We start from the raw sequence: 17,262 nt of genomic DNA on the forward strand, positions 1-17,262 counted from the left end.
GCGGCACTAGCCAGCTCCCCACACCATCGCGGCGGGCCGCCGAACACGGCATCGGCACGCTCGCGCCGACCAGTGCTGTGATCGGTTGGGTTCACCGGATTGCCGCCCGCTTCAGGCCACGTGGCACGTTTGGTCGGTTGAGCCTTTTCGAGGCGGGCGTGTACGTGCGCAGGCCGGTACGGGGCGGCCCCGGCCTGCGCACGCGCGTCAGGCCACCGTTCCAGCGACTCCGGTGCGGCCGTCGGGGACGCCGACGATCGTGACAATGACCTGCTTGCGCACGGCCTCGCCGAGTACGACGGCCATCGCGTCGGTGGTGGTGGCGACCAGGCGGGCGGGGGCGTCAGGGATCTCGGGGAGGTGGTACGCCGCCTCGCGCATGCTGAGGGTGACGAGAGGTGCATCGTTGTCGGTCGGGTTGCCGCCGATGCCCCGACGGTGCTGTGGGATGCCGATCAGATCCACCCCGACAAGGCGGCGGAACTCCTCGCCGTAGACGGTACCGACCGCGTCGGTCAGGGCGCTGATCAGCTTCGGTTCTACCGTCCCGTCGAGGGCTTCTTCGCGGATGTGCACGCTGAAGTGCGGCATGGTGGCAACTCCGTTCAGGTCGTTACGTACGATGAGCGGGGGTTCACTTTGCAGGCAAAGCAAAACACCTTTGATGACAAAGGTAAATGGAGGGGAGTGTGCGATGTCAAGGCCTGGAGCGCGCGATGCCGTGGAAGGCGGCGAGAACGAGGTCGATGACGCCGTCCGGGCACTGTTGCTGCTCATGCCTCGGATGGTGGGCAGAGTCAAGAAGATCCCTGTGCCCGAGGCGCTGCAGTCCTTCGCGCTGGCGCCACGTCACCTCTCCCTGCTCTGCTACCTGCTCTTCGACGGGCCGATGACCGTGAACGAACTGGCGGCCCGGCTGCAGGTCGCGCCGACGACGGTGAGCCTGCTGGTCGGCGACCTGAGCCGGAAGGGAATCCTGGAACGGCGTGAGGACGAGGCGGACCGACGCCGTCGAATCATTGGCATTGCGGCCGACCAGCAACCCGCGATCACTGCCTGGCTTGCCCCGGGTGCGGCTGCGTGGCGCAAGGCGTTGGCCCCGCTGACACCGGATCAGCGACAGCTGTTCGTCGACACACTGCTCGCGTACGAAGCCGCGGTCGGCGGTGCGGATCAAGGCTGAGCCGAGCCCACAGTCATCGCCGCCCCACGGGCAGCGCATATCCGACGCGCGATCGACGGCATTCACCGGGTTGTCACGGCGACTTCGGTGAGGGGAGCACCCTCCTGCGGTCACCAGACCCGTGCCGTCCACCGGCTCCGCATCGGCCTGAGCGACGTCGTTGACGTTGGCCGCGGTGCAACTGGTCGAAGACGCCGGCCTGCTGGCATTGTTTCAGGCGGCGCCAGCAGGCCGCCCCAGAGCCGAACCCCCAGCTCCCGCGGCAGGAGTTGCCGGGCTATGTCGTTGCAAAGGACGTGGAGGATGCCTGGCAGGAAGAGCCCGCGGTACTCATGCTCGTGATCCGTGATTCTGGGCGGTTGCCCAGTCCCATCCTCGGCTCCACGAGGGACACTTGACTATCGCTACCGTGCTGTCGGGCCGTCATCGCCGACTCCTCGGTCGGCATGGGAGAGAATGACAGCGTGAGAACTGAAGAGAACGCGCCGCTCACTGAACGGTGAGAGCCGTGCCGACAAGGGAGCCTTAGCGGCTTTTGGTCAAGGTTTCACCCGACGTCTGCGAACGAAGAGGCACCCTTCCTTTCGTTCAACTACGCGGACGTACCCCGTGGGCAGAAGATTCGATTGCTGTTTTCGGCGCGTAGACGAGAGCGACGTTGCCTGGGTGATAGTCACCGTCGTCTCCGTCACCCAGCAGTTCGGGGTCAGCTGGGACGAGATTCCACACGGCTGGAAGACGCTCGCCCTTCTGAGGTTCGAGCCGGAGATTCCCTCGCTGATTTCAGAGACCTGCCAGGGGCTTCCAGCTGGTATGAGCACCCCATCTCTGTCTTCATCTCGGACAGAGGCGTTTGGGAAGCGCGCACCGCGAACGAGTCACGATCTATTTGAAGGCCAGGTCACCAGACCCAAACGGGTCGAGCGGGGGCGTGATGTCGGTGCTGGTTCGTTGATTCAAGGTCAATTGTGCTGGATGTGTTCGTTCCGGTAGGTGGGTCCGATGTGGTGATCACTCGTTGGGCTGTTCATGGGGGCGGGATACGTGGAGTTGGATTGTTCCGGACGGGCTGTGGGAGACAGCAAAGCCGTTGATCCCGCCGTCGAGGGTGCGTCCGCAGGGCGGCGGGACGCAGACACGCCTGATGAGACCCTGCTCGCGGCGATCGTCTACGTGCTGGTGAGCGGGTGTGCCTGGCGGGCTCTGCCGCCGTGTTCCGGGGTCTCGAAGTCCACTGCCCACCGGCGCTTCGTCATCTGGTCCAGGGCCGGTGTCTGGGGCCGGCTGCACGAGGCGGTGCTCGACCGCATCGACGAGTGCAGCCTGCTCGACCTGACCCGCCTGGTCCTCGACTCCGCCCACGTACGGGCCAAAAACGGGGCGAACTCGCAGGCCCGAGCCCCGTGGACGGGGGTGAACCGGGTTCCAGGGTGCATGTCCTGTCGGACGTGGCCGGACTGCCCCTGGACGTCGGGCTTTCCGCCGCCAACACCCACGACAGCCAAGGTCCGAAACTCATGGTGGCCGGTCTCCAATCGAGACACGACCCCCACCGCGGCCGGCACTACAAGCCCGGCAAGCTCCATGCGGACAAGGCTTACGGCGTCCCTGACCTGTGGAGATGGCTCCGTGGGAAACGTATCGGCGTCCGCATCGCCCGCAAAGGAATCGAGTCCAGCGAACGGCTCGGACGCCGAAGGTGGGTCATCGAACGGACCACGTCGTGGCTGACCGGCTACCACAGACTCAACCACCGCTACGAACGTCAATCCCGCAACTACCTGGCCTTCCTCGGCCTCGGAGCAGCCCGCTGCTGCTACAAACGACTCATCCGACTCACCACATAGGACACCGTCCAAGTAACTATCGGCTGAGCCAACGAGGGACAACCGCACAATGAAACGACTTACAGCTGAGGCCCAGAGTGCGCCTTTGCTAGAACTGAACGATGTTGCGCGGACCTACGGCGACCACGTCGTGCTCGACGGCGTGAGTCTTCGCCTGCACCGGGGGGAATGCGTCGCCCTGGTCGGGGAGAACGGATCCGGGAAGAGCACGCTGCTGCGCATCGCCGCAGGACGCGACACTCCCACTGAGGGATCCGTGTTATTCGACGGGCACCCCATCGACGAGGACTCTTCCGAGGTTCGCAGGCGCGTGGCGTCCGCCATGGATATAGGCGCCTTCTACCCAGACCTAACTGTACGCGAGCACCTGCAGCTGGTAGCGCTCTCTCACGGCATGGGGGACGCTGCTGAGGACGCGGTGGAGCGGGTGCTCACGGCACACCGCCTCGAAGCCCAAGCGAGCCAGGTGCCGTCCGCGCTTTCCTCCGGGCAGACTCAGGCACTGCTTCTGGCGGCCGCCTTCGTCAGGCCGCACGACCTGCTCATCCTGGATGAGCCAGAACAGCGTCTCGACTCCAGTGCCCGGCGGCAGTTGGCGGAGTTGATCGCCACCCACCGCGCCAGTGGAACGGCGGTCTTGATGGCCACCCATCACCAGGTACTGAACGATGCGGCCGACCACATCGTGGAGCTCGGATCCGGAACCATGGCCGAGGTGGACTGCGAGTCGGGCCGATGACCCGGCCGAGCAGGGTGGTGCCACTGCGACTCAACACCGCCCCCGCCGCGATGGCCGAGGACTCGGCGCACGAGGCGCTGCGGTTCCTGCACAAGGCCCGCTCATCCTCGCGTGAGGAGCAGCGCCGCAGCTTCTGGTTCGTTCTCTACACGATCGTTCTGGTCGGTGGCTTCTGGGGCGTGCCAGCCCTGATCGGCTGGTCACAAACGGTGCAGGCGGACCGTTCCGCGGCCCGGATGTCGGATCTCGCCTCCGAGGTGTCACTGTTCCTCGTGCCCACGGCCCTGTTTCTCGTGCTGCTTCTTTCGGCCCGAGGGGCGATGTGGCGGGGACCGGTGGTCTTGGACGGGCCCACCGTCCATCTGCTGCTGCCCTCAAGGGTCAGCCGCCGCGCCCTGTTGCTGCCCAGACTGCGGGCCTCCGCCGTCTTGTGGTCCGTTATCGGCGCGGCCGTCGGCGCCCTCGCTGGCTTCTTGCTGCAGGACATCTCGGCCCGCCCGTGGACCCTGCTGGCTGCCGCGGGAGCGGTATCAGGCGTCTGTGTCGCTCTCATGTCGTGCGCAGTAGGCGCACTGGTGGAACGGCATGCCGTAGTCCTGGCACGACGAGCCGGGGCCCTCTTCGCAGCCGGCTGGGTCGTGGCTGTGGCTGCGGCCGTCGCCACCGTCTTCGCCTGGCGCGGGTGGGAGATCCACTGGCTCGCGCAGGTGCTGCTGTGGTCCGGCCCGTGGGGATGGTCTGCTCAGTCCCTGCTGTGGGCGTTGGGAGTTGTGGGTCCGCAAGCGGCCGTCGGATCGGTGCTGTCCTTGTGTGCTGCGGTACTCGGTCTGCTGCTGAGCGTGCGGGAGCTTCCCGGGATTCCGCAGTCCGCACTGCGACTCCGGGCGACCGTTGCCGCGCGGGTGGAAGCCTCGGTACTCATGCTCGACCTGCGGCAGGCCAGGTCGGGAGTGCCTGCCCTGCGGGCGCGGCGTTCTGTACCGCTGATGAGGCTGCCCATCCCCCGGCACGCGAGTCTGCTGGTCCCGTGGCGCGATCTCAGCTGCCTGCTGCGCCATCCCTCCAGGCTCGGCTGGGCGCTTGTGTGGCTTGTGCTCGCGCTCGGCGGAGCGTCCAGCGCTTCCTCCTTCGTGGCCACGCCGCAGCTGCTAGCTGTTCTCGGTTCCCTTGTGGCGCTCTACTTGGCAGCCGCTCAGCTGACTGAGCCGGCGCGTCTGGAGAGCGACGATGTCCGCCGCTCGACCAACCTGGGGTGGAGCTTTCGCACGCTGGCACTTCTGCACGCCGTCGTTCCGCTGGCAGTGCTGCTGGTTTGTGTAGCTGCGGGAGCGGCCGTGTGCGTCTTGGCCGGAGCTCCGGTCGGCTTGATGGCGTCTCTGATCGCGTGCGTGCCCGCGCTCGTCACGGCTGCGTTGGTGAGCTCGTACCGCGGGGTTATGCCGATGCATCTGCCTATAGGTGTGGACACGCCGATGGGCAACACCGGCCCGTGGCAGGCTGCCTTCTGGTACGGCCGCGGTCCGCTCGCGGCGATCTGCTTGCTGCTACCGGTCTGTCTCGCGGTGGCACATGGGCAGTCCTGGAGCTTCACGCAGCTGTTGTGGCAGGTCTTGGTGGCCGCTGCCGGCGCGTGGTGGGCGCGGCGTACGGCGCATCGGCTGAAGACGAAGTAGCGCCACATTGGGCGTCGATCTTCACGCCGATTCTGACGCGGCGATCGCCTGGCCGGGTTCGCCTGCGCCGTGCACGCCATCCGTACGAGCGGGGTGAAGCCCCGTCCGGCGGGACGGCGGTTGACGGCGTCACCTGTCCCACACCCAGTGGCGGGGGAGGAACGCTGTCGCCGCCGTCCTGAGCTTGACTCTGAAGCTCCTATAGATCGTCAAGATGAGTGCCTGTTTCCGAACCGGTCAGCCTGTCCAGGGCTGTGATGGTCTTGGTTGGTGGGCCGACCGGGGGACGATCTGTGCGGTCTGTGTGACTGTTTCCTTCCGCTGATGAACCACTGCCGGCTTTGACGCTCGCGAAGCTCCCGCCACTGATCAGCAGCGCGTGCTTAACGGCAGGGCTGTCCTGATGGACGTGCCCTGCCCTTGGCACAGGTCGGTTGGGTTATCGGTGGTCGTGGCGCTCGCAGCGCTCGTCGTGCCTGTGGCGCTTGATCTTGGTGAGGTTGGTGGCGGTGTGGGTAGTGGTGTCGCCGCCCCCAATGGCGGTGGCGGTGTTCGTCACCTGGGCGTGGGCCCTGCAGGAGACGTCGACCTTCAGAGTGATGGGAGGGTAGCTGCTGCCGGCTGGGAGGACGTCGCTGCGGGTGCAGGTGAGGGTGTTCAGGGTGCAGTTCCATCCTGTGCCAAGGATGCTGTCGGCGCTGAGCCCGGCGGGGAGGGTGTCGTGCACGGTGACCGTGGTGCCGTTTGTCGGGGCGGCCCCGGCGGCGTTGCCCGCGGTGATGGTGTAGGTGCCATCCTGCCCCTGGGTGAAGTGCCGGGTGTGGGTCTTGGTGATGGTCAAAGACGGGACCGTGTAGGAGATGGTCACCTGGCCGTTGTGGTTCGCCGTCCCCATCGTCGAAAGCGCGTAGCTCGTGCCGGTACCCGTGGGGATGGTGAAGCTGCTGCCCCCACCACCACCGCCTCCACCTGCCGAGGTGCCCGTGTTGTTGACGGCGCCGCTGCCGCCGCCCCCGCCGGCGAAGTAGCCACCCCCACCGCCACCACCACCAGCGATGGCAGTGGCGGCGCAGCCGCCGTCGAAGCTGCCCCCGGTGCCACCGGTACCGACCGTGGCACCTGAAAACCCGCTCCCCGGGCCGCCGTTCGTGACCGCACAGAATGGAACGGTGCCGGCGGCCCCGCTGGCACCGCCGGTACTGGTGCTGGTGCTGCCACCGCCCCCGCCCTGCCCCGGCGAAGCCCCAGGGCCGGTGGCACTTCCCGCGGTACCGCCGGTGGCGTCCGGCGTTGTCCCGCCGTTGCCTCCGTTCCCTCCCGTAGAGCCCGCTCCGGTGTCGCCGGCGGCACCGCCGCCCCGGCGACCACCAGCAAGGAGCCGCCCGCGCTGATGCTGGAGGCCCCGCCCCCACCCGGACCTTCAAAATGAAAACCACTGAGCGGAAAACTCCCACCTGGGGCGCCGCCGTTGAACCCGCCGGCACCCGGGGTACCGGTGCCGTTGCAGCCTTTGCCGCCGGTGCCGCCGACGTTGATGGTGAAGGCCGTCGGTGCGGTGGTTTGCGGGAGGGTGGTGAAGACCCGCGCCCCCGTCCCACCGGTCCCCGTGACGGAACAGGGGGTGCCGGTGTTGTCGGCGCCGCCGGCGCCGTCCGCGGTGATCGTGACCACCGCCCCCGACGGAACTGTCAAGGTCTGCGGAGCGCCGGTGAAGGTGAAGGTCTGCGACGGATCAGCCCTCTGCGCCCGCACTGGCACGGCCCCCGCCGGCGTGGCGGCCACCGGTGGAGCCGTGGCCGCCAGCAGCGCTATACCGGACAGCAACGCGCTCCCCACCGGTACCACCCCCATACCGCGCGCTCCACGCCGTCCACCCGAGCCGACCGGATCGGACGCACCGACGGCACGAACCGGGGTCGTTCCATCGGCCGGGGCCCTGAACACGGCCACGGGCCACTGACGGCTGACCCGATACCGCGACAAATCACCCTGTCCACGAGTACGAGCTTTCATCCGCGGGTTCACCTCTCCTCACAGCAAAGCGCCCCGCACCCCTCACGCGACAAGGCGCAAGCACGACAGGACACCTGATGGAAAATCATGACAAACAACAATTAGATACCCCGATTCGGTCACTTCGAGGGTGGCGAGGTAATGAGAAACCTCGTGTGTCGCGGCGCCCCGCGCGGGCCGGCGAGAAGAATGAGTCACATCATCGGCCCGGCCCCCGCCGTGCGTGGGCGAATGCCTGACGAAGAAGGTGTGGGCGTGGGAAAGTTGAGGCGGCGGACCGTTTCCCGGGTCTCGCCGGGGGAGCGGAAGCCACTGGGTCGTTGAGAGGTTGCCGGCCTGGATCATGCACGCCCGGGACTGCGAATGGCTGATCCGGTCGGCGATGGCCGCGCAGGGCCGAGGATCTGCAAAAGCATGGCCGTGCCCTTGCGGCGGGCCGGAACCTATCATTCCAAAGTTCTATGCGCTCGCGGTCGGGTGAGCACCTGTTTCTGATCCCCAGGACTGTCCGCTGATGGAGGTGGGTGTACTTGAGATCATGTTGCTCATGCCTGCCTTGGTTGCTCCGCTGATGCCCGTTGGTTGTCTCGCTGCGTCTGCTCAGCCGTCTTTGCCGGTGGAGGGTGGGCTGCTGTTGAGGCCATGGCTGCTCAAGGACGCCGCTGCCGTGGTGAAGGCTTTCCAGGACCCGGCGATTCAGCGTTGGCACCTACGGCGGGCGGAGCTCATGCTTTCAGGGTGGCCCGGGGTGACGGCGGGCGCATCCGGCTGGCCCGGGTGCACAGGTCCCGGTCGGCGTGAGGATCGGAGTGCGGGCGGCGGCCCGACACTGATGGTCCCAGGGGGTATGGCATGCCGTCGACGATCTGGAGCGGCGCCGTCAGCTTTGGCCTGGTCACTTCTCTGAACTAAGAGCGTCCGCTGGCAGAAATGTGTCCTGTGCCGCGCACGAGGCGGAACATCTCGGAGATGTGCACGGTGTCGCCCGGCCGCGCGTAGGCGAGCAAGGTGTACGGGGCCCGGCGATCTGCGGCTGCGCCGTGTGGGCCTGCGGCTGCGTGCTCGCCGGCCTCATGATGCTCGGCGACAAGTCCCGCAAGCCGCAGAAGCAGGGCTGATCCTTTCGGCTTTCCCCTTTGAGGGCATCCGCCGTGACCGAGGTCGCGGCGGATGCCTCGACGCGTTCTTCAGGGCGTGGGTGCGGTGAGATACCGCTGGACCGTGGGTCCGAGCCAGTCCACGATCTCCTCGCGGCCGAGCGCCATGCTCGCCGGGAACCGCAGCACGTAGCGCGTCAGCGCGAGCCCCAGCACGGTCGAGACGCACAGTGCCGCCCGCGCCTGCGCCTGCTCCGGCTCGTGGCCCAGCCGGCGGGCCAGCGGGATCAACTGCTCGCGCAGCACGCTCTGCATGCGATCGGCGGCGGCCGGGTCGGTGGCGCCGACCCGCATCAGCGCGGTGAGCTCCCCGTTCCCCTCCCACAGGGTGAGGAAGTGGCGCACCAGCGTACGGCCGATCTCCTCGCGTGGTTCGAGGGACAGGCCTGGCAACCCGGGGTCGATCGCGACGGCCGCCGCGAACAGGCCCGCCTTGTTGCCGTAGTAGCGCATCACCATCGACGGGTCGATCTTCGCGTCGCGCGCGATGGCCCGGATGGTCGCCTTCTCGTAGCCGTCCTCCGCGAACCGCTCGCGGGCCGCGTCGAGGATCGTGGCGCGGGTGGCGTCGGAACGCCGTGCGGCCTGCTGGTTCTCCGTGGTGCCGGTCATGCCAACAAACATAGGCCAACATGTGTTGACAGTCCAGAGTCGTGGCTCTACGTTTGCCAACACGGGTTGACCAACAATCGTTGGCAAGGTTGCGGTCGTTGGCGGCCGGCGCTGGCGATGCCCGTTGAGCGTCCGTCAGATCTGCTTCGTTCCACAGGCGCCGAGTGTTCGTGAGCGTCACCGGATCCAGTACGGCGATGGCCGGCCGCAGTGCCGTGGGACAACCGATAGCGAGAGGAAGTACCGAAGATGGCCAAGCTGCAGAGCCTGGACCCGAATACGCCGATGTTCGCGCAGTTCAAGGAGGAGACCGGGCCCATCGCCCTGGCCAACACCTTCGTCGTCCCGAAGGAGAGGGCTGAAGCGTTCTTGACCCTCTTTCGGAGGCAGGCGGAGTTCATGAAGGCTCAGCCGGGATTCGTCTCCCTGCAGCTGCACAAGGGGACGGCGGACAGTCGGCTTCTGATGAACGTCGCGGTCTGGGAATCGACCGAGGCTCTCGCCACGGCGTTCGGCAGCCCGGAGTTCCAGCGCATGGCTGCCGAGTTCCCCGACGACATCGTGTCGTACCCACACATCTTCGAGCAGATCGACGCATGACACGTCAGCTGTAGCCGGGGAGCCGGAGAGGCCCCGCCCTCCCCCGGGCAGTTACGCATCCGCACCATGCCGGGTCGCCAAGACCGCCGACCAACCCACCACGCGTAGCCCCGTCCTGACAAGGAGCCCCTATGGCCGTGGAACTGAATCACACCATCGTCCCCGCCCGTGACCGGCAAGCCTCGGCGCAGTTCCTCGCCGAAATCCTCGGCCTGAGTGTCGATCCGCCGGTGGCGCACTTCACGCCGGTCAGGCTGGCCAACCAGGTCAGCCTGGACTACGACCAGCTGGACGACTTCGAGCCACATCACTACGCGTTCATGGTCGGCGAGCAGGAGTTCGACGCCGCCCTCGCCCGCATCCAGCACGGTGGAATCACCCACTACGGCGATCCCGCATGCCAAGAGGATGGGCAGATCTATCACAGCAAGCGCACCGAAAGCCGCAGGGGCACTTACTTCCACGACTCCGACGGACATCTCATAGAAATCCTCACCCCGGGCGGCGCCGGGTCATGAGGCCGATGGCGGCCCAGCGGACCACGGCTTCGCTGGTGGTGGCGGGATCGCGGCAAAACCGGCATCAGCAAAGACGAACCAACAGGCCGGCGCGGTCAGAGACGCCCCGAGTAACGCGATCTTGTCCGCCCCACCCGCACCGGTCCGCGTCATCTGGCACGTCATCGGCCGCCCCAGCTACGCCCGCCGCTGAACCCTGCCCACCCCAGGCTGAACGTCAAAGGAGAAGCACCATGTCGCTGAAGAACGTCAACACGGTCCTCGCCACCGTCGGCGCCCTGTTCGTCCTCTACCTCGGGCTGTCCTTCATCCTGACCCCCGAGACATCCACTCCAGGCGTTGGCCTGCCGAACTGGCCCGCCGGCGACGGCGACGGCTTCCTCATCATGAAGGGCATCCGCGAATTCGCGATGGGCCTGGTCATCGGCATCCTGCTGGTGACGGGCCACCGCCGCGCTCTGGGCTGGGTCCTGCTGATGGAGGCCGTCGCCCCGTTCGGCGACATGATCAACGTCTTGGCCCACCACGGCTCCATCGCCGCCGCGTTCGGCATCCACGGCCTGACCTCGGCGCTGATCGCGATCACCGGCCTGCTGATCCTCCGCGAGACCAGCAAGGCCCACAAGGCCCCCGCCCCAGCGCCCGCCGCGCAGCCCGCCTGACAGTTGCACACCCCGAAGGGGTGGCCCGGCCACATAACCGGGCCACCCCTTATCTGTCAGCGACCGCCGGGAAAGGCCAGGCGGTCTTGCGCCTGGTCGACGCGCTGCCGGCGCCGCGAGTGGCGGCGTCGACGAGTACGCCACCAAGACGTACCTTGACGACCTGGAGCGAGGGGAATCGTACGTGGGCACAGGCGAATGGTGCGTCTGTTTGAATATCGGATGCGAATGGTGCGCCGAACCCCATAAGCGGGTCACCCACTGCCCTGTGCCAGCGATTCCTAATTACGACCCGGCCGTCGCGGATCAGGAGTGGCGCGGGGTGGCCCGCGTTGACCAGTGCCATCTCACCGGTGGTGATGTTCAGATGTACCAGCTGTGCCGTGACGAAGTGGTCGGACCCGAAGTGCCGCGAGATGGCGTCGTCCATGACCGCGTACTTCTCGGTCAGGCTGACGCGCACGCGCCGGGCATGACGGCAGGCGCCGATGGCCACGGTCGCCATCGTGGCGGCGTCAAGGCCGTGGCCCATGGCGTCGATCACGGCCGCGTGCAGGATGTTGTCGTTGAGGGCTTAGTCGAAGCTGTCGCCGACGGCGCGGTAGGCGGGCTCCAGGATGCCGGCCACCTCGACCTGCGGCACGGACATCGACGTCGGCGGCAGCAGGTTCCACGGCTCCACTGGATCTCCGCGAACATGCTCATCGGCTTAGGGCGCCGGGCCTGGAAGAACTGGTCGGTGTAGGCGCCCTTGGTGACCAGTATGTCGGCGACCGGGCCGGAGAGCCGACTCGGCAGCCGCCGGTCGTCGTCGCCGACGGTGTCCAGGGTGAGGGCCATCACGCCCACCGTGTCGCTGCCGCCCAGCAGCGGCAGGTACATCCGGACGCCCGAGGGGGTCTGCGGTACCTCGACGACGCGCCCCCGGTACAGCAGCAGGGCCCGGACCGCGCGTTGCAGTCCGGGCCCTGCCCCGTGCGGTGCCGCCCTGCGGCGGCGGTGCGTCAGCTCTGTGCGGTGTCGTCGCCCGCCTGCCCGGCGCCCTCAGCTGCGCCTGCCTTCTCGCGCATCTTGCGCACCAGTTCCGCCTTCTGGTCGGCTGCACCCTGGCGGTCGAGGTTGCGGTGCGGACCGTTGTTCTGCCGTTCGGCGCGGGACAGCCTCTTGCGCTGGCCGCCGCCCATGCCCACGGGGTTGTTGATGTTCTTGCTCACGGTCACGAGTTCTCCCGGTAATGATGTGAAGTGATCTACGGATTCTTCGGTGAGGGACGGACGGCGACGTCGAAGGGCGTCAGCAGGGGCCCATCACGCTCTCACTCGTACATCGGCGTCTGGAAGAACATGACAAAGACGTTACCTGGTTCCGACGGCCCCACACACCAACCTTTTCGGTTCCCCGGCGTCGGCCGGGCCTTCGGCGAGCGCCCGGGGTCAGCCGTTTCCTTCCGGGAATCTCAGCACCGCCAGTACCCGCCGGCGGTCGCCGCCCGCCCGGGGCAGGTGAAGATGGGCGTTTCTGGGCCGCCGCGGGTGTGGTCAGTGGTCGCGAGCACACTGACGGCATGAGAGATCATCTCACTTGCGCCCCACCGTTACGGGACAACCTTTTTTAGGGGGTGTCCGGCGGATCAGGACGAGAAAAAAGCGGTGCTCTTTCGTCGAACGCTCATGATGCAATGCCGCGCATGGCAACACTTCTCGACAAAGCACAGTTGTTCCGCTCTCTGCACGTACAGGGAACGCCGGTGGTCCTGCCCAACGCATGGGACGCGGCGTCCGCCCGAGTGGTGGCGCACGCCGGCGCCCCCGCAATCGCGACCACCAGCGCCGGGATCGCCTGGTCACTCGGCCACGGCGACGGCGACCGTCTGACGCGTGACCAGGCACTGGACGCGATCACACGGATCACGGCCGTCGTCGACGTGCCGGTCACCGCCGACATCGAACGCGGCTATGCGACCGACCCGGCAGGTGTGGCCGAGACCGTGCGCGGCGTCCTGGCGGCCGGAGCCGTGGGCATCAACCTGGAGGACACCCTGCGTCCCGTTGCCGAGCAGGCTGAACGGATCGCAGCAGCCCGCAGGGCCGCGGACGAGACCGGCGTCCCGTTGTTCATCAACGCCCGCATCGACACGCACCGCCTGCCCCCTGGTGACCGCACGGCCTGGCTGGACGAGACGCTGGTTCGCGCCCGCGCCTACGCGGCAGCTGGCGCGGACGGCATCTTCGTCCTCGGCGCATTGACGGCCGAGGCGATCAGGTCGCTCGTGGACTCTCAGCCCCTGCCAGTGAATGTCCTGGCCGGCCCTGGAGCACTGCCCGTGTCCGAGTTCGCCGGGGCGGGAGTCGCCCGTATCAGCGCGGGATCCTCGATCGCCGAGGCGGCGTACGGGCTGGCCGCACGGGCCGCCCGTGAGCTACTGGCCCAAGGCACGACGAGCGCCGTAGAGGGCGGACTCGACTACGCCACCCTCAACGCCCTACTCCTGGCAGGCCCTGCATGCTGAGCATGCATCGGGTACACAGCCAGAGCCGGATCGCCGTGGCCGCGACTGTGCCAGGGAAGCCGTGGCCCTCTTGTCGTAGCGCGTGGCGACGGCCCGGAAGTTCTTGAGCCGATTGATCGTGCGCTCGACCTCGTTGCGGTGTTTGTAGATCTCGCTGTCGAAGCCGCTGGGCCGACCGCCCTTGCTTCCGCGCCGTTTGTGGCTGGCCCGCCGGTCCTTCGGCTCAGGGATGGTGTGCTTGATCTGACGTCTTCGCAGGTTGCGGCGTGAGCTGTATGCCTTGTCGCCGCCGAGGTGGTCCGGCAGGGTGCGAGGGTGACCGCCGTGCGGACGGGAACGCGGATGCGTTCGAGGAAGTCGATCATCTGCGGCGTGTTGCCCCACTGGCCCGGCGTGAGAAGGAAGGCCATGGGGCGGCAACCGCCTTCACCGGCGAGATGGATTTTGCAGGTCAGGCCGCCCCGGGGCCGTGTCACCATCGGACACCAGCACCACGATGTGCGGCTCCCCACCGTCCGAGGGCAGTTTCCCGATTTCGCCGGGGCCGCGTCGCGTGAGCAGATGTCGTACCGGGGTTTCCTCGCGGAACTGCTGCTGGCCGAGTGTGACAACCGGGCCCGCCGCCGCTTGATCGCCGGGGCGCTGGGCTCCTCTTCCAGGTGCTGACGGAAAGGGGCGGTAGGCGGCGAGCCCGACCAGGCCCACGGCTGTCAGGGCACGGTGATGACGATCTTGCCGCGCGCATGGCCGGTGGCGCTGACGTCGTGAGCCGTGGCGGCCTCCTTCAGCGGGAACACGGCGTGCAGCGGGACGGTGAGGCGGTCTTGGTCGGCGAGATCGGCCGCCAGTGGCAGCCCTGCCCAGCCCGGCGACTCCCCTGCTTCGGAGCGGGAGAACCGCACTCCGTGTCGGTCGGCGTCGAAGTCCGCGATGGTCACAACGCGATGCGGATCGCCGGCGATGGCCACCAGTTCGGCCAGAGAGCCCTTACCGGCCGCGTCCAGAACCACGTCGACGCCGCGCGGAGTCAGTGGGGCAAGGCGATCTGCCAGCCCCGCCCCGTAGGTGACCGGTACGACGCCGAGCTGGTCGAGGAAGCCGTGGTTGCCTTCGCTCGCGGTGCCGATCACGGTGAGGCCGCGGGCCTGGGCGAGTTGTGCGGTGATGGTGCCGACGCCTCCGGCGGCACCCTCGATCAGCAAGGTCATGCCCTCGGCGGCTTCCAGGGCCTCCAGTACCCGCGTGGCCGTGTCGATGTTGCCTGCGGCGCCGCCCGCTTCCTCGAAGGACCACGACCGGGGCTTGGGCGCCCATGCCTCCAACACGGCGTACTGGGCTGCAGCGCCTCCCTGATTTACGAAGGGGACGAGGCCGAAGACCTCGTCTCCCACGGCGGTGCCTGTCACCCCCTCTCCCACCTCGTCGACCATTCCGGCGGCATCCATGCCGGGGATGTGGGGGAAGTCCAGGGTGGCGATGTCCCGCAGCAACCCTGAACGCAGGTAGCAGTCAGCAGGAGTGACGCCGGTGGCACGCACCGCGATGCGGACCTGACCGGGCCCGGCGTGCGGCTCTTCGACCTCCTCCACGCAGAGGACCTCGGAACCGCCGTAGCGGTGGTATTGCACAGCAAACATGGGCAAACTCCGTATACGTAGCAAGTCGTTCAGCAGGAGAGCTTGCAGTCGCTCACCTCTGCGGCACTGTCAGATTCCCGCTGGTTCTCGTTCGGTGAAGAACTTGATCACCTCCTGGGACGTGGGGTTGTGGGCGACTGCGGCGGCGGCCGCGGCGCTGCGGGGGAACAGCCCTCGTTCGTACTCGGTGAGGGCGGTTTCGATGTCATCGGGGTGTGCGGCGAGGGCCTTGCCGAGTTCGGCGCCGTCTTGCATGGCCAGGTTGGCGCCCTCGCCGTTGGGGGTCGAGAGGTGCGCGGCGTCGCCGAGCAGGGTCACTCCCGGCACCCGGTCCCAGCGGTGCCCGACCGGCAGGGCGTGCAGGGGGCGCAGGACCTGCGCGGTCTCGCCGGCGGTGATCAGGGCGGTGAGTTCCGGTGCCCCAGCCGTCGTACTCCTCCGCGATCCGCGCGGCGGCTGCGGCATTGGTGAAATCGATGGTCGCGAACCAGTCTTGTGGCTTGGTCGGCGTGATGTGGGTGTGGAGGGTCCCGCCCTTCTCCCGGTGCGCCACGAACCACTTCCCGTTCCCGTCCGGGTCGAGCGCTACAAGCGTCCCGTCGCCGACCGCTTTCGCGGAGGCCGGGTGTCGGGTGTCGGCGTCGTGCAGGTGGGTCTCGACGAAGGACCGGCCGACGAATGCGGGCGTGGTGTCGCAGAGCAGCGGTCGCACTCGTGACCATGTACCGTCCGCGCCGACCAGCAGGCTCGTGGCGACGGCGGTGCCACCTGCGAAGGTCACCTCGTGGCGGCCCTTGGTGAGGGCGCGGACGCCGGTGGCCTTGTGGCCCCATCGGACGGTGCCGGCGGGGAGTGCGTCGAGCAGGATTTGTCGCAGTTCGCCGCGCTGTACCTCGGGGCTTTCGCCCGTGCCGTCGTCGGCCTTGTCGAACAGGACGGTCCCGTCTCGGCCGAGGAGCCGTATCGCTTGGCGGTCCTCCAGGACGATGCGGCGGAACTCGTCCGTCGGACCGGCAGCCTTGAGGGCGAGCTGGCCGTTGCGGTCGTGGATGTCGAGCATCCCGCCCTGCGAACGCGCCGTTGGGGAGGACTCCGCCTCGTAGACCGTGACGGGGCTGCCGTGGAGGTGCAGGACGCGGGCCAGGACGAGGCCGCCGAGTCCGGCGCCGATGATCGTGACAGGAGTGTGCATGGGGCTCCTTGCGTGTCGCACACCTGCCGGGTGGGTCTGGGCAGGATCGCTGGAAGGAAGGCAGCGTGCCGAGCTGCGCAACCGGGCAGGAAACGGCTCAGACGACGATGACCCGGCGCCCGCGCGTGTGACCGGCCCGGCTGTCGATGTGCGCGGCCGCGGCCTCGGCGAGCGGGTACGACTTCTCGACCGGGATGTGGAGCTTTCCCCGCGCGATGAGGCCGACGGCCTCGGCGAGGGCTTCCGGTACGTTCCCGGTCACACCGGAGTACCGGACACCGTGTTCCGGCGCGCCGAGATCGGCGATGGAGATCACCTTCTGCGGGTTCCCGGTCAGTTCGACGAGTTCGCGGATCACGCCGGAGCCGGCCAGATCGAGCGCTCCGTCGACATGGCCGAGCTGCCGTACCCGCTCGGCCCAGCCCTCGCCGTATGTCGTGGCGAGGGCGCCCAGGCTGCGCAAGTAGTCCTGGTTCGCGGCCCCGGCCGTGCCGATCACTGTGATGCCGCGGTCGCGGGCGATCTGCAGCACCGCCGATCCGACTCCGCCGGACGCTCCGCTGACCAGCAGCGTCTGGCCGGGCTGCACACCGGCCTGGCGGATGATGCGCAGCGCGGTCTCCACCACGGAGGGGTATCCGGCCGCTTCTTCGAAGGTCAGCCCATCGGGCATTCGGGCCCAGGCCGACAGCACGGCGAACTCGGCATAGGTGCTCGAGCCTCGCCCGAACACGTGGTCGCCGACCTCGACTCCTTCGACGCCCTCGCCGACCTTGTCCACCACCCCGGAGGCGGGGGGGCCCCCACCCCGCGGGCCGGCCGCCCGGGGGGCCCTCGGGAGAAGGGCGGCAAGGGATTTCGACGAGCAGGGGGGGACGCCCCCCCCCCCCCCCCCCCTGGGGGTGGGGGCCGGGGCCCCC

The 17,262-nt window shown here is 68.0% G+C and carries 12 protein-coding genes and 6 pseudogenes; 9 read left to right on the forward strand and 9 right to left on the reverse strand.

Going from position 1 to position 17,262, the window contains the following annotated elements; translation table 11 throughout:
* Positions 1-207 precede the first annotated feature (207 nt).
* On the reverse strand, positions 208-591 hold the full coding sequence (locus tag ACFVYE_RS28050) for a hypothetical protein (protein WP_389607607.1): 384 nt from the start codon (positions 589-591) through the stop codon (positions 208-210).
* A gap of 103 nt (positions 592-694) precedes the next feature.
* On the opposite strand from ACFVYE_RS28050, the gene ACFVYE_RS28055 reads away from it, so the two are divergent.
* The 4 genes and pseudogenes from ACFVYE_RS28055 to ACFVYE_RS28070 all read left to right on the forward strand — a co-directional run bounded on the left by ACFVYE_RS28055 (position 695) and on the right by ACFVYE_RS28070 (position 5,442).
* Complete coding sequence (locus ACFVYE_RS28055; RefSeq protein ID WP_389607608.1) at positions 695-1,183, forward strand: MarR family transcriptional regulator; 489 nt, start codon at positions 695-697, stop codon at positions 1,181-1,183.
* Positions 1,184-2,201: 1,018 nt separating this feature from the next.
* Positions 2,202-3,030, forward strand: a pseudogene (locus ACFVYE_RS28060) (IS5 family transposase).
* Between the two features lie 85 nt (positions 3,031-3,115).
* Positions 3,116-3,769 (forward strand): ATP-binding cassette domain-containing protein, encoded by a 654-nt coding sequence (locus ACFVYE_RS28065; RefSeq protein ID WP_389607609.1) that lies wholly within the window; start codon positions 3,116-3,118, stop codon positions 3,767-3,769.
* Positions 3,766-5,442: a hypothetical protein gene (locus ACFVYE_RS28070; protein WP_389607610.1), complete on the forward strand. Its 1,677-nt coding sequence runs from the start codon at positions 3,766-3,768 to the stop codon at positions 5,440-5,442. Before ACFVYE_RS28065 ends, ACFVYE_RS28070 begins: the two co-directional genes overlap by 4 nt.
* Positions 5,443-5,881: 439 nt before the next feature.
* On the opposite strand, the gene ACFVYE_RS28075 is transcribed toward ACFVYE_RS28070, so the two are convergent.
* Together ACFVYE_RS28075 and ACFVYE_RS28080 are read right to left on the reverse strand one after the other, a co-directional pair.
* The gene (locus ACFVYE_RS28075) at positions 5,882-6,337 is read right to left on the reverse strand and encodes a hypothetical protein (RefSeq protein ID WP_389607611.1); all 456 of its coding nucleotides are present in this window, start codon (positions 6,335-6,337) and stop codon (positions 5,882-5,884) included.
* 2,305 nt (positions 6,338-8,642) lie between these two features.
* Positions 8,643-9,224: a TetR family transcriptional regulator gene (locus ACFVYE_RS28080; protein ID WP_389607612.1), complete on the reverse strand. Its 582-nt coding sequence runs from the start codon at positions 9,222-9,224 to the stop codon at positions 8,643-8,645.
* 249 nt (positions 9,225-9,473) lie between these two features.
* On the opposite strand from ACFVYE_RS28080, the gene ACFVYE_RS28085 reads away from it, so the two are divergent.
* The 3 genes from ACFVYE_RS28085 (at position 9,474) to ACFVYE_RS28095 (ending at position 11,004) form a co-directional block, all read left to right on the forward strand.
* Positions 9,474-9,824, forward strand: a complete 351-nt coding sequence (locus tag ACFVYE_RS28085; protein ID WP_389607613.1) for an antibiotic biosynthesis monooxygenase family protein — start codon at positions 9,474-9,476, stop codon at positions 9,822-9,824.
* 131 nt (positions 9,825-9,955) lie between these two features.
* Positions 9,956-10,342 carry a VOC family protein gene (locus tag ACFVYE_RS28090; RefSeq protein ID WP_389607614.1) on the forward strand — a complete coding sequence of 129 codons (387 nt, stop codon included), beginning with the start codon at positions 9,956-9,958 and terminating at the stop codon, positions 10,340-10,342.
* A gap of 233 nt (positions 10,343-10,575) precedes the next feature.
* On the forward strand, positions 10,576-11,004 hold the full coding sequence (locus ACFVYE_RS28095) for a DUF4267 domain-containing protein (protein ID WP_376266024.1): 429 nt from the start codon (positions 10,576-10,578) through the stop codon (positions 11,002-11,004).
* A gap of 286 nt (positions 11,005-11,290) precedes the next feature.
* Here ACFVYE_RS28095 and ACFVYE_RS28100 read toward each other — a convergent pair.
* Both ACFVYE_RS28100 and ACFVYE_RS28105 read right to left on the reverse strand, forming a co-directional pair.
* A pseudogene (locus ACFVYE_RS28100) lies at positions 11,291-11,925 on the reverse strand (PP2C family protein-serine/threonine phosphatase); the annotation flags it as partial.
* A gap of 83 nt (positions 11,926-12,008) precedes the next feature.
* Complete coding sequence (locus ACFVYE_RS28105) at positions 12,009-12,224, reverse strand: DUF6243 family protein (RefSeq protein WP_030988248.1); 216 nt, start codon at positions 12,222-12,224, stop codon at positions 12,009-12,011.
* Positions 12,225-12,691: 467 nt separating this feature from the next.
* Here ACFVYE_RS28105 and ACFVYE_RS28110 point away from each other — a divergent pair, with 467 nt between their 5' ends.
* On the forward strand, positions 12,692-13,513 hold the full coding sequence (locus ACFVYE_RS28110; RefSeq protein ID WP_389607615.1) for an isocitrate lyase/phosphoenolpyruvate mutase family protein: 822 nt from the start codon (positions 12,692-12,694) through the stop codon (positions 13,511-13,513).
* On the opposite strand, the pseudogene ACFVYE_RS28115 reads toward ACFVYE_RS28110, so the two are convergent.
* Positions 13,479-13,983: pseudogene (locus ACFVYE_RS28115) on the reverse strand (IS5 family transposase); the annotation flags it as partial. The gene ACFVYE_RS28110 and the pseudogene ACFVYE_RS28115 sit on opposite strands and share 35 nt — an antisense overlap.
* 28 nt (positions 13,984-14,011) lie before the next feature.
* Between ACFVYE_RS28115 and ACFVYE_RS28120 the strand changes: the two are divergent.
* A pseudogene (locus ACFVYE_RS28120) lies at positions 14,012-14,140 on the forward strand (AAA family ATPase); the annotation flags it as partial.
* A gap of 83 nt (positions 14,141-14,223) precedes the next feature.
* On the opposite strand, the gene ACFVYE_RS28125 reads toward ACFVYE_RS28120, so the two are convergent.
* The 3 genes and pseudogenes from ACFVYE_RS28125 to ACFVYE_RS28135 all read right to left on the reverse strand — a co-directional run.
* Positions 14,224-15,150 carry an NADP-dependent oxidoreductase gene (locus tag ACFVYE_RS28125; RefSeq protein ID WP_389607616.1) on the reverse strand — a complete coding sequence of 309 codons (927 nt, stop codon included), beginning with the start codon at positions 15,148-15,150 and terminating at the stop codon, positions 14,224-14,226.
* 69 nt (positions 15,151-15,219) lie between these two features.
* Positions 15,220-16,342: pseudogene (locus ACFVYE_RS28130) on the reverse strand (FAD-dependent oxidoreductase).
* 97 nt (positions 16,343-16,439) lie between these two features.
* Positions 16,440-17,162: pseudogene (locus ACFVYE_RS28135) on the reverse strand (NADP-dependent oxidoreductase); the annotation flags it as partial.
* Positions 17,163-17,262 lie beyond the last annotated feature (100 nt).

This window comes from Streptomyces sp. NPDC058239 (assembly GCF_042882185.1).
GTDB lineage: Bacteria > Actinomycetota > Actinomycetes > Streptomycetales > Streptomycetaceae > Streptomyces.